Source organism: Parasphingopyxis sp. (assembly GCF_052168275.1).
GTDB lineage: Bacteria > Pseudomonadota > Alphaproteobacteria > Sphingomonadales > Sphingomonadaceae > Parasphingopyxis.
The window spans coordinates 1-13,608 of the sequence record NZ_JBQLZM010000077.1; the positions used below are offsets into that span (position 1 = coordinate 1).

14 protein-coding genes and 1 tRNA gene are annotated in these 13,608 nt (G+C 65.4%); 13 read left to right on the top strand and 2 right to left on the bottom strand.

Annotated features, from left to right (window positions below; genetic code table 11):
* Positions 1–938, bottom strand: a 938-nt coding sequence (locus ACTS1X_RS06995) for an alanine/glycine:cation symporter family protein (RefSeq protein WP_442613669.1), incomplete at its 3' end; no start/stop codon positions are given.
* A gap of 91 nt (positions 939–1,029) precedes the next feature.
* Here ACTS1X_RS06995 and glmM point away from each other — a divergent pair.
* The 6 genes from glmM to folP all read left to right on the top strand — a co-directional run bounded on the left by glmM (position 1,030) and on the right by folP (position 6,466).
* Entirely contained in the window at positions 1,030–2,367 is a 1,338-nt protein-coding gene (glmM, locus tag ACTS1X_RS07000; protein ID WP_442613670.1) for a phosphoglucosamine mutase, read from the top strand.
* A complete protein-coding gene (locus ACTS1X_RS07005; RefSeq protein ID WP_442613671.1) occupies positions 2,367–2,600 on the top strand; it encodes a DUF1272 domain-containing protein in 234 nt (77 codons plus the stop codon). The genes glmM and ACTS1X_RS07005 overlap by 1 nt, the downstream gene beginning before the upstream one ends.
* A complete protein-coding gene (gene thiD, locus ACTS1X_RS07010; protein ID WP_442613672.1) occupies positions 2,597–3,397 on the top strand; it encodes a bifunctional hydroxymethylpyrimidine kinase/phosphomethylpyrimidine kinase in 801 nt (266 codons plus the stop codon). Before ACTS1X_RS07005 ends, thiD begins: the two co-directional genes overlap by 4 nt.
* The gene (locus tag ACTS1X_RS07015; RefSeq protein WP_442613673.1) at positions 3,394–3,960 is read left to right on the top strand and encodes a ribonuclease HII; all 567 of its coding nucleotides are present in this window, start codon (positions 3,394–3,396) and stop codon (positions 3,958–3,960) included. The genes thiD and ACTS1X_RS07015 overlap by 4 nt, the downstream gene beginning before the upstream one ends.
* Positions 3,961–4,145: 185 nt before the next feature.
* Positions 4,146–5,285, top strand: a complete 1,140-nt coding sequence (locus ACTS1X_RS07020) for a site-specific DNA-methyltransferase (protein WP_442613674.1) — start codon at positions 4,146–4,148, stop codon at positions 5,283–5,285.
* A gap of 65 nt (positions 5,286–5,350) precedes the next feature.
* Positions 5,351–6,466 (top strand): dihydropteroate synthase, encoded by a 1,116-nt coding sequence (gene folP, locus ACTS1X_RS07025; protein WP_442613675.1) that lies wholly within the window; start codon positions 5,351–5,353, stop codon positions 6,464–6,466.
* Here folP and ACTS1X_RS07030 read toward each other — a convergent pair.
* Positions 6,463–7,902 carry a sigma-54-dependent transcriptional regulator gene (locus ACTS1X_RS07030; RefSeq protein WP_442613676.1) on the bottom strand — a complete coding sequence of 480 codons (1,440 nt, stop codon included), beginning with the start codon at positions 7,900–7,902 and terminating at the stop codon, positions 6,463–6,465. The genes folP and ACTS1X_RS07030 overlap by 4 nt on opposite strands.
* A 186-nt stretch (positions 7,903–8,088) precedes the next feature.
* On the opposite strand from ACTS1X_RS07030, the gene ACTS1X_RS07035 reads away from it, so the two are divergent.
* The 7 genes from ACTS1X_RS07035 (at position 8,089) to ACTS1X_RS07065 (ending at position 13,262) form a co-directional block, all read left to right on the top strand.
* Complete coding sequence (locus ACTS1X_RS07035) at positions 8,089–8,226, top strand: aa3-type cytochrome c oxidase subunit IV (RefSeq protein WP_442613677.1); 138 nt, start codon at positions 8,089–8,091, stop codon at positions 8,224–8,226.
* A 16-nt stretch (positions 8,227–8,242) separates the two neighbouring features.
* Entirely contained in the window at positions 8,243–9,373 is a 1,131-nt protein-coding gene (locus tag ACTS1X_RS07040; RefSeq protein WP_442613678.1) for a Re/Si-specific NAD(P)(+) transhydrogenase subunit alpha, read from the top strand.
* 9 nt (positions 9,374–9,382) lie between these two features.
* Positions 9,383–9,676: a proton-translocating transhydrogenase family protein gene (locus ACTS1X_RS07045; RefSeq protein WP_442613679.1), complete on the top strand. Its 294-nt coding sequence runs from the start codon at positions 9,383–9,385 to the stop codon at positions 9,674–9,676.
* Between the two features lie 86 nt (positions 9,677–9,762).
* On the top strand, positions 9,763–11,178 hold the full coding sequence (locus tag ACTS1X_RS07050; protein WP_442613700.1) for an NAD(P)(+) transhydrogenase (Re/Si-specific) subunit beta: 1,416 nt from the start codon (positions 9,763–9,765) through the stop codon (positions 11,176–11,178).
* 80 nt (positions 11,179–11,258) lie between these two features.
* Complete coding sequence (locus ACTS1X_RS07055) at positions 11,259–11,954, top strand: aspartate/glutamate racemase family protein (RefSeq protein ID WP_442613680.1); 696 nt, start codon at positions 11,259–11,261, stop codon at positions 11,952–11,954.
* A 229-nt stretch (positions 11,955–12,183) separates the two neighbouring features.
* The gene (locus tag ACTS1X_RS07060; RefSeq protein WP_442613681.1) at positions 12,184–13,131 is read left to right on the top strand and encodes a winged helix DNA-binding protein; all 948 of its coding nucleotides are present in this window, start codon (positions 12,184–12,186) and stop codon (positions 13,129–13,131) included.
* Positions 13,132–13,186: 55 nt separating this feature from the next.
* A tRNA-Val gene (locus ACTS1X_RS07065) sits at positions 13,187–13,262 on the top strand.
* Positions 13,263–13,608: the final 346 nt, after the last annotated feature.

Here is a 13,608-nt window from a genome sequence, read left to right on the forward strand (position 1 = left end):
AACGCGACGAGCCCTTCGGATGCGGGTTCGTGCGTGCGTGCCTGGGCATGGGCGATGACCGCCGATCCGACCCCGGCTTCGCTCGAGTACACGGCGCGCTGCATGCCGACGACAAAGGCGCCGAGCACGCCTCCGGCCGCCGCCTCGCCGCTGAACGCCGCGCCGACGATCGTCGCGATCGCGGTCGGCAGTTCGGCGAAGTTCGCGAAGATGATCGCGAAGACGCCGATCAGGTAGATGGCGGCCATCGCCGGCACGAGCAGCGAAGTGACCCGCGCCAGCCAGCGCACACCGCCGATCACGACGAGGCCGACAAGCACCGCCAGGATCGCGCCATATCCCGCGCCGCTCTCGAAACCCGTGACGTTCTGCACCTGGGCGAAGCTCTGATTGACCTGGACCAGTGGGATGGCGCCGCCGAGCGCGAAAAAGGCGTAAAACCCGCCCAGCACGAGCCCGATCTTCGGCCAGCCGCGCGCCGCCAGGCCGTTCTTGAGCGCGTACATCGGGCCGCCCCGGATCGTCCCGTCACCGTTCACGACGCGATATTTGTGGCCGAGGGTCACTTCGACGCATTTCAGCGTCATCGCGAAGAAACCGATCACGAACATCCAGAAGGCGGCGCCCGGGCCGCCGGTCGCGATGGCGACGGCGACGCCGGCGATATTGCCGAGGCCCACCGTTCCGGACAGCGCGGTGGTCAAAGCGCCGAACTGGCTGATCTGTCCCGGAGCGTCGATATTGTGGCCCGGCTTGCTGAGGATGCGGATCGAATATCGGAAGCCGCGGATATTGATGAAACCGAGCCACAGCGTGAATATCACCATCGGAAGCGCGAGCCAGACGACGATCAGGGTGACATCGACGCCGAAAATCGGGACCTTGGTGAAGACCAGTGCGTTGAGATCGGCGAGCGCCCCCTCCAGCCATGCGATCATGCCAATCCTTCCCTATGGCCATCGTGCTTCACACGATCATGGGCGGCGGCTAGGAGAGGCACAAGCGGAATCACATGAAAAGCGAGTATCAATGACGCGCAGCTATTTCGGAACCGACGGCATCCGGGGCCGGACCAACCAGGCGCCGATGACGGCGGATGTGGCGATGAAAGTCGGCCAGGCGGCCGGCGCCCATTTTCTGAGGGGCGATCATCGCCACCGGGTCGTCATCGGAAAGGATACGCGGCTGTCGGGATATATGATGGAATCGGCGCTTGTCGCCGGTTTCACGAGCGTGGGTATGGACGTGATCATGGTCGGTCCGATGCCGACGCCGGGCGTCGCGATGCTGACGACATCGATGCGCGCGGATCTGGGGGTCATGATTTCGGCGAGCCACAATCCCTTTTACGACAACGGGATAAAACTGTTCGGCCCGGATGGGTACAAGCTTTCGGACGAAGACGAAATCGCGATCGAGGGCCTTCTGCTCGAGCCGCCGCATCTGGTGCCTTCCGACCAGATCGGCCGGGCGCGCCGTGTCGAGGATGTGAAGGGCCGTTACATCCATGATGCCAAGATGACCTTCCCGGCCGATATGCGGCTGGACGGCATGAAGATCGTGATCGATTGCGCCAACGGCGCTGCCTATCAGGTCGCGCCGTCGGCGCTCTGGGAGCTGGGAGCGGACGTCGTGGCGCTTGGCGTCGAACCGGACGGCACCAATATCAACGACAATTGCGGATCGACCTATCCGCAGACATTGTGCGAGCGCGTGGTCGAGGAGGGCGCCGCATTGGGATTGGCGCTCGACGGCGATGCCGACCGACTGATCGTCGTCGACGAGCGCGGTACGATCGTCGATGGCGACCAGCTCATGGCGCTGATCGCGTCCGACTGGAACCAGCGCGGCAAACTCAAAGGCGGCGCCGTCGTCGCGACCGTGATGTCGAATCTCGGTCTCGAGAGATTTCTCGAGGACGCCGGATTGTCGTTGCTTCGGGCCAGGGTTGGCGACCGCCACGTGCTCGAGATGATGCGGGCCAGGGGGTGCAATGTCGGCGGCGAGCAGTCAGGGCACCTGATCCTGACCGATTATGCGACGACCGGCGACGGGTTGATCGCCGGTCTGCAGATATTGGCGGCGCTCGTGGCGAGCGGCAAGCCGGCCAGCGAGGTACTGCACCTGTTCGAACCCTATCCGCAGCTGCTCAAGAATGTGCGCTACAATGGCGGGGACCCGCTCGCCGAGGAATCGGTCAAGGCCGCCATCGCCGACGGTGAAGCCAGACTTTCGGCCACCGGCCGCGTGCTGATCCGGAAGTCGGGAACCGAGCCGCTGATCCGGGTGATGGCCGAGGGCGAGGACGAAGGCCTGATCGAAGCCGTGGTCGACGATATCTGCTCGGCGGTGGAGGATGCTGCCTGATGCTGGAGATGCGGCCGGATTGCGAACGTTGCGGCATCGACTTGCCGGCCGAGAAATCCGGTGCGCACATCTGCTCGTTCGAATGCACCTTCTGTTCGGATTGCAAGGCGGGACCGCTAGCCGGCAGCTGCCCGAATTGCGGCGGCGAACTGCGACAACGGCCTGTCCGCGCAACCGCTCTTCTGGTCCGCTTTCCGGCCTCGACGGAGCGAAAATACAAGGCCAACGCGTGACGAAGCCGGCCCGGATTCTCGCTATCGCGGGCTCGGACAGCGGGGGCGGCGCCGGGATCCAGGCGGACATCAAGACGATCACGCTACTCGGCGGTCATGCGATGACCGCGGTTACCGTCGTCACCGCCCAGAACACCATCGGGGTCCAGGCAGTCGAGCCCGTGCGTACCGAGACGGTGCTCGCCCAGATCGACTCCGTCGATTCGGATATCGGTATCGACGCGATCAAGGTCGGCATGCTCGGGTCCGGCGAACTGGTGGAAGCGCTTGTCGAGCGTTTGGGCAAGATCAATGCTCCCATTGTATTCGATCCGGTGATGGTCGCGACGAGCGGATCGGTGCTCGCGGACGACGCGACCATCGCCGCGTTTCACAAACTCATGCGGGTCGCCACGGTCCTGACGCCCAACCTTCCGGAACTCGCACGGCTGACCTCTTCGCGGCTGTCGTCCGCCTATGAAATGGAGCGCGAGGCGCGCCGGCTGGCGCGCGACGCCGACTGCACCGTCCTGGCCAAGGGCGGGCATCTCGACGACCGACTCGTTACCGACATTCTCGTCCAGCCCGACGGCAAGGTCGACCGCTGGAAGAGCAGCCGGATCGATACGGAGCACAGTCACGGCACGGGCTGTACGCTTTCGAGCGCCTTGGCCACCGGCTTGGGGCAGGGCATGGCGCCCGTTGAAGCCGCCAGCCGCGCCCGCGGCTTTGTGCGGGCGGCGCTCAAGGCGGCACCGGGCCTCGGCAGGGGCAACGGCCCGCTCGGTTTCGCGACTGTGCGAGAATTCTGGCCGTGAGCGGTCCGGTGGCCGGGGTCGACGAGGCTGGCAGGGGGCCGCTGGCCGGGCCGGTCGTCGCGGCGGCGGTCATCCTGTGCGACGACGGGATTGCCGGTCTCGACGACAGCAAGAAGCTGAGCGCCAGCCAGCGCGCCGAACTCGAGACGCAAATCCGCGCGCGCTGCATCGTCGGCGTCGGCATGTCCGAACCGGGCGAGATCGACCGGATCAATATCCTCCAGGCCACGCTCGCGGCGATGCGAAGGGCAGTGGACGCTTTGGCCGTCGCGCCGGCCCACATACTCGTCGACGGCAACCGGCTCCCCGACTGGCGCCATTCCGCCGAGGCGGTCGTCGGCGGCGACGCTTTGCATCCCTGCATCTCGGCGGCGTCGATTATCGCCAAGGAAGTGCGCGACCGGATGATGCTGGCGGCCGCGAAAAGCCACCCGCACTACGGTTGGGAGCGCAACAAGGGCTATCCGACCCGCGCCCATCTGGACGCCCTTCGGGAGCATGGACCGTGTACTCTCCATCGCCGGAGCTTCGCGCCCGTCGCGCAGTCATTGCTCGACCTTTGAGTCTTTCCCGCCACACCGCAGCATCTTGAGTCCGGCTTCCGCTGCGACGGGCTATATCTGGTGGCGGACTCTTTTCGTTCCCGTTCCGTTAACCAATTCCTCATCTTGTTCGTTAACGATGTTCGCCTTGACCCGGGAGTCCGGTTGACTCAGGCTCCCACCTCTTTTCGCAAGGGGCATGGCGGATGACGATTGCAGAACAGCTCGAGACGGCACGCGGCGCGAAGAGCGCGCGGCGGAAAGAACCGGTCGAAATCGAAACCGATCGCATTCTCGAGGACGATTGCGTTGCCGCGATGGCGTCTCTGCCCGATGGCTGTATCGACATGATTTTCGCCGACCCGCCCTACAATCTTCAGCTGGGCGGCGACCTCTACCGACCCGAGGGCAGCCAGGTCGACGCGGTCGACGACGACTGGGACAAGTTTGACAGTTTTGCCGCTTACGACGCTTTCACGCGCGCCTGGCTCAAAGAGGCGCGCCGCATCCTCAAACCCGATGGCACGCTCTGGGTAATCGGCAGCTATCACAATATCTTCCGGGTCGGAGCTGCGTTGCAGGACGAGGGATACTGGATCCTCAACGACATCGTCTGGCGCAAGGCAAACCCGATGCCGAACTTTCGCGGCACGCGCTTCACCAACGCCCATGAAACGATGATCTGGGCGTCGAAAAGCGAGAAGGCGAAATACACGTTCAACTACAAGACGATGAAGTCGCTCAACGACGAACTGCAGATGCGATCGGACTGGCTCATCCCGATCTGCGCCGGCCAGGAACGGCTGAAAGATGGCGGCAAGAAGGCGCACCCGACGCAAAAACCCGAGGCGCTGCTGTACCGGGTCATGCTCGCCAGCACCCAGCCTGGCGATGTCGTCCTCGACCCGTTTTTCGGCACCGGAACGACCGGGGCCGTAGCGCGTCGCCTGGGCCGTCGCTGGGTCGGCATCGAACGCGAAAAACGCTATTGCCGCGTGGCGCGCGAGCGGATCGAGGCGGCGCTGCCGCTCGATGAATCGGCGCTCACCATCATGAAGTCGAATGCAGCGCAACCCAAGGTGCCGTTCGGCGCCCTGATCGAGACCGGCATGCTCAAACCCGGCGCGATGCTGATGGACAGCAAACGCCGCTGGAAGGCCGAAGTGCGGATCGACGGGTCGCTCGTCACCAGGAACGGCAAGGAAGGCTCGATCCACAAGCTCGGGGCGCTGCTACAGGGGGCGCCCTCCTGCAATGGCTGGACGTTCTGGCATTTCGAGAGCGATGACGGACTGAAATCCATCGACGATCTGCGCGCCGAATACCGGCTCGCGCATTTTCCCTGATCGCTTTTTCCCGATTGCGTTTGCATCCGCATGGCTTTCCGACGGCACCGCGCTAAAGGGGTGGCATGACCGAAATCCCGTCCAGCGCCAGCCTCTATTTCCGGCCGACAGGCTTCGTCGAGGCGCCGTTCGGCCTGGACGGGCAAGTGATGCGCCTTGCCGGCGGTTTGCTCTGGTTCAGCGCGTTCGACGTGATCGTCGTCGATGGCGGCGAGCGTCTGGCCCCCCGACTTGTGCCCATCGACGCGCTCGACGATTTTGTCGGTTCGTTGACCGATGCCCAGGCCGAACGGGCGCGTATAGTCATGGCGCGGATCGGCGAACCGCGCGCGCCCTTTCAACTCGGCGACAGGGTTCTTCGGTTCGACGAGCCGCGGATCGCCGGAATATTGAACGTCACTCCCGACAGTTTTTCCGATGGCGGACGCCACAGCGACAATCCCGAAGGCGCGGCCGATGCCGGTTTCGCGATGAGTGCGCGCGGGGCCGCGATGATCGATGTCGGCGGAGAATCCACCCGTCCGGGCGCGGCCGACGTCTGGGAAGGCGACGAGATGGAACGTGTCATTCCGGTGATCGAGCGGCTGGCCGCGTCGGGCGTTGCGGTGTCGGTGGACACGCGCAAGGCGGCGGTGATGGAGGCCGCATTGTCGGCGGGTGCCGCGGTCGTCAACGATGTCAGCGCGCTGCGGTTCGACGACCGGTCTCTCGCGCTCGTCGCCAAGGCCGGCTGCCCGGTCGTCATCATGCACCATGCCGGCAAGGGCCATGAACTCCATGCCGATCCCGTGTATCGCGATCCGCTCGTCGAGGTTTATGACTGGCTCGAAAACCGGATAGCCGAACTGGTCGAAGGCGGTGTCGCGCGCGACAAGATCGTGGTCGATCCGGGCGTCGGTTTCGGGAAGGCGCTTCAGCACAATCTGGCCCTGATCAACGGGCTCAGCCTGTTTCACGGCCTCGGCTGTCCGATCATGCTCGGCGCCAGCCGCAAGCGGCTGATCGGCGCCCTGTCCAACGAGGCACCCGCGGAGGAACGGCTCGGCGGTTCGCTGGCGCTGGTGACGCTGGGCGCCGCCCAGGGCGTCCAGCTGCTAAGGGTGCATGACGTGGCCGAGAGCGTTCAGGCGCTCCATGTCTGGCGCGGCCTCCGGGACGCGGCCCTGATACCGCCCGGCTAGGCGGCGTTGTCGATCCCGAGTTCGGCGAGTTTGCGGTAGAGAGTCGAACGGCCGATCCCGAGACGCCGGGCGACCTCGGTCATCCGGCCGCGATAATGACCGATGGCGAGGCGGATGACGTCGGCCTCGATATCCGCGAGCGGCCGCAGATTGCCGTCGGGCTCGTAGAGCGCGACGCCCGGGCCGTCGGCAAAAGCGTGGACGGCGGACGGGGTATCGTTCGGGCGGCCCTCGGACCGGCGGACGAGATCGGCGATTTCGGGAAAGTCCGCCGAGGTCAGGGCGGCGCCCTGGCATCCGATGGCCGCGCGAAACAGCGTGTCCTGCAGCTGCCGGACGTTGCCGGGCCAGTCGTACCGCATGAGCACGGCCAGCGCGTCGTCGGTGATACCGAGCGCGCGCATCCCCGGCTGTCCGGCGATACGCGTGAGCAGATGCCGGGCGAGGGGCGGTATGTCCCCCGCACGCTTGCGCAGCGGCGGAATGGTCAGCCCGACGATATTGAGACGGTAGTACAGGTCTTCCCGGAAATTGCCGGCGGATACCTGTTCGAGCAGATCGCTGTTCGCGCCGGTAATCAGCCGCACATCGACCTCGAAACCGCGCGGCGCGCCAATCGGACGGATGATGCCGTTCTCGATGGTGTTCGCCAGTTTGGCCTGTACCTCGGCGGGAATGGCCGCGAGCTCGTCGATGAACAATGTCGCGCCATCGGCCTCGGCGAGCTTGCCGATATGCTTTTCGAATGCGCCAGCAAAGGCGCCCTTTTCGTGGCCGAACAGTTCGGATTCGATCAGGTTCGCCGGTGTCGCTCCGCAATTCAGCGTGTAGAGCGGCCGCTTGGCCCGCGGGCTTGCCGCGTGAATCGCCCGGGCGAAGACTTCCTTGCCGACGCCCGGCTCGCCGTTGATCAGCACCGGAACCCGCGAACGGGCTGCCTTCGCGGCGATGGCCAGTGCCGCTCGGAACTCCGGCGCGGATCCCACGACTTCGTCGAAGGGCAGCGTCTGCGAAACCTTCTCGCTCAGCGGCCGCAACTCGCCCCGGTGCTGATGCGCTTCGGTCGCCGCGTCGAGCGCGGCCACCAGCCGTTCCGGCGCAATCGGCTTGGCCAGGAAATCCGTGGCTCCGGCCCGCATCGCATCGACGGCGATCGAGACTTTCGATTGCGCCGTGATCACGAGAACCGGCAGCTTCGGGCGGAGCTCCAGCACCTGCTCGATCAGGCTGACATCGTCGGAACTCGGCGCCCAATAGTCTATCAACACCGCGTCGACCGGTTCGCAATCCCGCGATCCGAGCAGCAGCAGGGCATCCTTGCCCGATTCCGCGCGAAGGCTCCGCCATCCCGATCGGGCGGCGATGGCTGCGATCAGCCGGCCCTGAGCAGGCTCGTCATCAATCAGCAGCAGTGTTTTCGCCCTGTCTTCCGGCATTCACGACCTCGCTTGGGATGGAACCAAGGTGCCATAGACCGAGCAGGGTAAAAGCCGCATTAAGGTCTGGGCGCAGCTGAGCTTGGGCGCGGACCAGAAAAATCATGGGCAATTTCGCTTGAGGCGCGGAGAGGCGACGGTTAGACGTTGTCCGAACAGTTTCCGAAATATGCAGGGGTAGCGCAGATGACTCACGAAAACGGCCATCCGGACATGGATTACAAGGCCCATGATACCACCTATTCGGGCTTTTTGAGCCTATTGAAATGGGGAACGATACTCTCGATCATTGCTGCTATAGCCGCGGTCATCGCGATCACCTGAGCGGGGGCACCACCTTTTGAAAATCGCCGTCCTGAAAGAGCGCGACCCGCTCGAAACGAGAGTCTCCGCGACGCCGGAAACCGTCAAGAAGTTCGTTGCGCTCGGTGCCGCCATGGCGGTCGAGTCAGGTGCTGGCGAAACGGCCGGTTTTGCCGATACGGAGTATCGCGAGGCCGGTGCCGATATTGGCGACCGAGAGGCCGTGGTTGCCGACGCCGATGCCTTGTTTTGCGTCCGCGGCCCCGATCCCGCGGAACTGGCGAAGGCAAAAAAGGGTGCCTGGTTGATCGGCGCGCTCGATCCCTTCGGACAGCGCGAACGGGTGGACGCCTATGCCGCGGCCGGGATTGGCGCCCTGGCGATGGAATTCATGCCGCGCATCACGCGCGCCCAGTCCATGGACATTCTGTCGAGCCAGTCGAACCTCGCCGGATACAAGGCGGTGCTCGATGCGGCCTCCGAATATGGCCGGGCCTTTCCGATGATGATGACGGCTGCGGGCACCGTTTCCGCGGCGCGCTGTTTCGTGATGGGCGTCGGCGTCGCCGGTCTTCAGGCGATTGCGACGGCCCGTCGGCTCGGAGCGCAAGTCTCCGCCACGGACGTCCGCGCCGCTACGAAGGAACAGATCGAGAGCCTCGGCGCCAAGCCGATTTTCGTCGAGGAGGTCGAGGGAATCGAAGGCGAGGGCACGGGCGGCTACGCCACGGAGATGTCCGAAGAATATCAGAAGGCGCAGGCCGAACTGGTATCGTCCCATATCGCCAAGCAGGATATCGTGATCACCACCGCGCTGATCCCGGGACGGCCGGCACCGCGGCTGATTTCGGACGCGCAGATCGCGACCATGAAACCGGGCAGCGTCATCGTGGATCTGGCGGTCGAACAGGGCGGCAATGTCGAAGGCGCGGTCGCCGGCGAAGTGGTCGAGCAGCATGGCGTGAAGATCGTCGGCCATCGCAACGTCGCCGGCCGGCTGGCGGCCGATGCGTCGGCGCTCTTCTCGCGCAACCTGTTCAATTTCCTCAGCGCTTTCTGGGACGAGGACGCAAAGGCGCCCGTCCTTCCGGAGGATGACGAGATCGTCGCAGGCATAACGCTCACGCGCGACGGCGCGGTGGTCAACGAGCGCCTCACGGCGAATTAGGGGCAATCCATGGACTTTATCTCAATCCTCTCGATCTTCGTGCTGGCCTGTTTCGTCGGTTATTATGTCGTCTGGTCGGTGACGCCGGCGCTGCACACGCCGCTCATGGCCGTGACCAATGCGATTTCCTCGGTGATCATCGTCGGCGCGCTCATCGCGGCCGCCGCCGGCGGCGTTGCGGGCGGCGAGGAGGCCAAATGGCTGGGACTCGTCGGGATCGTTCTCGCCTCGGTCAATATCTTTGGTGGTTTTGCCGTCACCCAGCGCATGCTCGCCATGTACAAGAAGAAGGAGCGCAACTGATGGGCGCTCTTTCGCTATCGGCGCGGGCCGGGTTGGCCGGCCTGGCCGGCGCAGCGTCCACGCCCGCCTTTGCCGCGTCGGGCGAGATGGCGGTGAATCCCTGGGCCGCGCTGGCCTATCTGGCCGCCGGTGTCCTGTTCATTCTCGCGCTCCGCGGCCTTTCGAGCCCGGAGAGCAGCCGGGCGGGCAATCGCTTTGGCATGATCGGCATGGCGATCGCGGTCGTCACGACATTGCTGACCCACGAAATTGCCGGGATCGGGGAAATCCTGATCGCCATCGCGATCGGCGGCTCGATCGGTTTTTTCATCGCGCGCCGCATCGCGATGACGGCGATGCCGCAGCTTGTCGCCGGATTTCACTCGCTGGTCGGCATGGCCGCCGTGCTGGTCGCGGCAGCGGCCTATCTGAATCCCGGCGCTTTCGGAATCACCGATGCCCAGGGCATTCTCCTGCCGGTCAGCCGGGTGGAGATGGGGCTTGGCGTTGCGATCGGCGCGATCACTTTCTCGGGTTCGGTCATCGCGTTCCTCAAACTCAACGGCAACATGTCCGGCGCGCCCATTCTTCTGCCCGGGCGGCATGTCATCAATCTCGGCACCGTCGCCGCAATCCTCGGCTTGATCGGCTGGTTCTATTTTCTCGATTCGCCGCGCGTCGACTCGCCCTGGCTGTTCTGGACCGTAACCGGCCTGGCCTTTGCGATCGGCTTCCTGCTGATCATCCCGATCGGCGGCGCGGACATGCCGGTCGTGGTCTCGATGCTCAACAGCTATTCGGGCTGGGCGGCGGCTGCGATGGGCTTCACGCTCGGCAACACCGCGATGATCATCACCGGCGCGCTGGTCGGCTCGTCGGGCGCGATCCTCAGCTACATCATGTGCCGGGCGATGAACCGCAGTTTCATCAGCGTGATCGCGGGCGGCTTCGGCTCCGACGGCGGTGGCGGCGACCAGGGCGAGAAGATCGACCGGCCGTGGAAGCGCGGTTCGGCGGAAGACGCCGCCTTCCTGATGAAACAGGCCGAAAAGGTCATCATCATTCCCGGCTACGGCATGGCGGTCGCGCAAGCGCAGCATGTGCTGCGCGAAATGGCGGATGCGCTGAAGGAACAGGGCGTGTCGGTCAAATATGCGATCCATCCCGTCGCGGGCCGCATGCCGGGCCATATGAACGTCCTGCTGGCCGAAGCGAACGTGCCGTATGACGAGGTGTTCGAACTCGAAGACATCAACAGCGAATTCAGCCAGGCCGATGTCGCCTTCATCATCGGCGCGAACGACGTGGTGAATCCGGCGGCGAAGACCGACAAGGGCTCGCCGATCTACGGCATGCCGGTGTTCGACGTCGACAAGGCCAAGACGATCTTCTTCGTCAAGCGCTCGATGGGCGGCGTCGGCTATGCCGGGGTCGACAACGAAGTCTTCTATATGGACCAGACGATGATGCTGCTCTCCGACGCGAAGAAAATGTGCGAGGAGATCATCAAGAGTCTCGACTGATCCGCTGGCGCTCCCGTCGGTCGCAGGAAACCGGCAGCGGAGCGCCTCGATGAGGGCGGATGGGCGATACGAGGTGTGTGATGCGTAAACTGGGCCTGATCGGCGGGATGAGCTGGGTATCGACCGCGATCTATTACGAGAAAATCAATCGCGGCGTCCGCGACCGCCTCGGCGGGCGGCATAGCGCGCCGCTGGTCATCGAGAGCCTGGATTTCGAGCCCATCGCCAACGCCCAGTCCAACGGGGAATGGGACGTGCTCGGCGAACAGCTCGCGGACAGCGCCAGGCGCCTGGCGGGCGCCGGAGCCGAGGGCCTGGTCCTGTGCTCCAACACGATGCACAAGCTGTACGACCATCTGACCGACGCCGTCGACATTCCGGTGCTCCATGTCGGGGACGTGACGGCGGCCGCGATGCGGGCGGAGAATATCAGCCGGGCCGCGCTGTTCGGCACGCGGTTCACGATGAGCGAGGGCTTCCTGCGCGACCGGCTCAAGAGCCACGGCATCGAACTCGCCATCCCCGACCCCGAACGGATGGCCGAGATCGACCGGATCATCTTCGACGAGCTCGTCATGGGCGAGGCGCGCGTCGAATCCAAGCGGACGATGAAGACCTTCATCACCAATCTCGAAAAGGCCGGCAACGAGGCCGTCGTGCTCGGCTGCACGGAGCTGGTCATGGTCGTCAATCCGAACAGCAACGTGCTGCCGATCTTCGATACCACCACCTTGCACGCCCAAGCCGCGCTCGAATGGATTCTCGGCGCCGACTGACCGGGCTCGCGAGTCCGCGCCGATACCGCCATTTTGACTCCATTCCGGATGTTTCGGCGCGCGCGCCCGCGTCCGTCAGGCCGCGGTGGATGGCGCCGAGGCCCGGAACGCCCCCGCCTCGCCGATCGAGACCCGTCTCCCCGCTTCGCGCCGTTCCGGAGCATGTCGAGCCTTCTCGGTCCGCATTGGCTGCAATATAGCGAACATAGACGGAACAGGGGATGCCGCTATGACGCAATCGGATACAGGGACGAACCGCCATGACGATCCCGCTTCGATCCTGATCGTGGCCGACACGCCGGGGGGCGAGCGGCGCTGCCGGATCGCGGTCGAGGCGATCGGCGCGCGGGTCGTGTCGACCGCCGGCCCGGCCGACGCGGTCGAGCGGATCGGCGAGCAGATCGCGCTCGACGCCGCGCTCGTCGACCTGGCCGAGGATCACGGCGCCGCGCTCGACACGCTGTTCGGCGAGATCGACCGGGGCGCGCGCGCCGGCCGGTACCGCAGCGTCGTCTCGGTCCCGATCGAGCTGCTCGACATCGCCGACGCGCAGATCCGGCACGGCGACATCGCGCTGCTCTGCGCGCCGAGGGGCATCGAGCAGGCCGCGGCGCTCGGCCTCGCGGTCGCCAACCGCTCGCTGGCGCTCCAGGATGTCCGCCGCGAACGCGACGATACCCGGCTGATGCGCCTCAGCGAGGAGGTCGCCCGCATCGCCCGCGCGCTCGCCGAGCTCTCGCACGACGAAAGCGGCAAGCCCGATGGCGGGGACAACCGCCTCGCCGAGGCGCCGCTCGCCTTCCGCCCCGAGCCCGCGCGCACCGATCCGCTCCGCCCGGAGGACATCCGCGCGATGATCCGCATGCGCCGGCTGCGCGACCGCTTCTTCGACAGCGAGCTGTTCGCCGATCCCGCCTGGGACATGCTGCTCGACCTGATGGCGGCGCGGCTCGAGGAGCGGCAGGTCGCCGTCTCCAGCCTGTGCATCGCCGCCGCCGTCCCGCCGACCACCGCGCTCAGATGGATCCGCACGATGACCGAGCGCGGCCTGTTCGTCCGCCGCTCCGACCCGCGCGACGGCCGCCGCGTCTTTATCGACCTCGCCGACGAGGCCGCCGAGGCGCTCGACCGCTGGTTCGCCGCGGTCCAGCAGAATGGCGACCTGCTGCCCGGATAATCCGCTTGCGCCGGGCGGCCGGATTTGGCAGGGGGCACGGCGCACGATTTGGTGCGGGCGCTTAGCTCAGTTGGTAGAGCATCTCGTTTACACCGAGAGGGTCGGCAGTTCGAGCCTGTCAGCGCCCACCAGTTTTTCGGATAAAGAGAATGTCCGGGGGACATTCTTCCGAAAAACTCCCGAGCGCAAGCGAAGGGGTGCCACCGGAAACGCGAAATGTCCGGGGGACGATTTCGCCGAAGACTCCCAAGCGATAGCGCCGGGTCGGGATAACGTTCTTGGGGACGGTTTCCCCGAAAGCTCCCAAGCGCCACCCCCCAAAGTTCACAAAGTTCACACACAGGAACCCGGACAACGCTCCCCCGGCCCGCCGCCGAACCCGCGCAATTCCGCGGTGCGGCGCGCCCCGGCCGTCCGTCCCGCCCCGACCGCCCGGTTGACACCGGTTGACACGCGCCGGGGGTGATCGCCCGTCTT

Coding starts and splice junctions, on each gene's coding strand:
- ACTS1X_RS07020 (WP_442613674.1), top strand. CDS start 4,146: ATGACGATTGCAGAACAGCTCGAGACGGCACGCGGCGCGAAGAGCGCG.
- folP (WP_442613675.1), top strand. CDS start 5,351: ATGACCGAAATCCCGTCCAGCGCCAGCCTCTATTTCCGGCCGACAGGC.
- ACTS1X_RS07005 (WP_442613671.1), top strand. CDS start 2,367: ATGCTGGAGATGCGGCCGGATTGCGAACGTTGCGGCATCGACTTGCCG.
- ACTS1X_RS07030 (WP_442613676.1), bottom strand. CDS start 7,902: ATGCCGGAAGACAGGGCGAAAACACTGCTGCTGATTGATGACGAGCCT.
- ACTS1X_RS07060 (WP_442613681.1), top strand. CDS start 12,184: ATGACGCAATCGGATACAGGGACGAACCGCCATGACGATCCCGCTTCG.
- ACTS1X_RS07050 (WP_442613700.1), top strand. CDS start 9,763: ATGGCGGTGAATCCCTGGGCCGCGCTGGCCTATCTGGCCGCCGGTGTC.
- ACTS1X_RS07055 (WP_442613680.1), top strand. CDS start 11,259: ATGCGTAAACTGGGCCTGATCGGCGGGATGAGCTGGGTATCGACCGCG.
- ACTS1X_RS07045 (WP_442613679.1), top strand. CDS start 9,383: ATGGACTTTATCTCAATCCTCTCGATCTTCGTGCTGGCCTGTTTCGTC.
- ACTS1X_RS07035 (WP_442613677.1), top strand. CDS start 8,089: ATGACTCACGAAAACGGCCATCCGGACATGGATTACAAGGCCCATGAT.
- glmM (WP_442613670.1), top strand. CDS start 1,030: ATGACGCGCAGCTATTTCGGAACCGACGGCATCCGGGGCCGGACCAAC.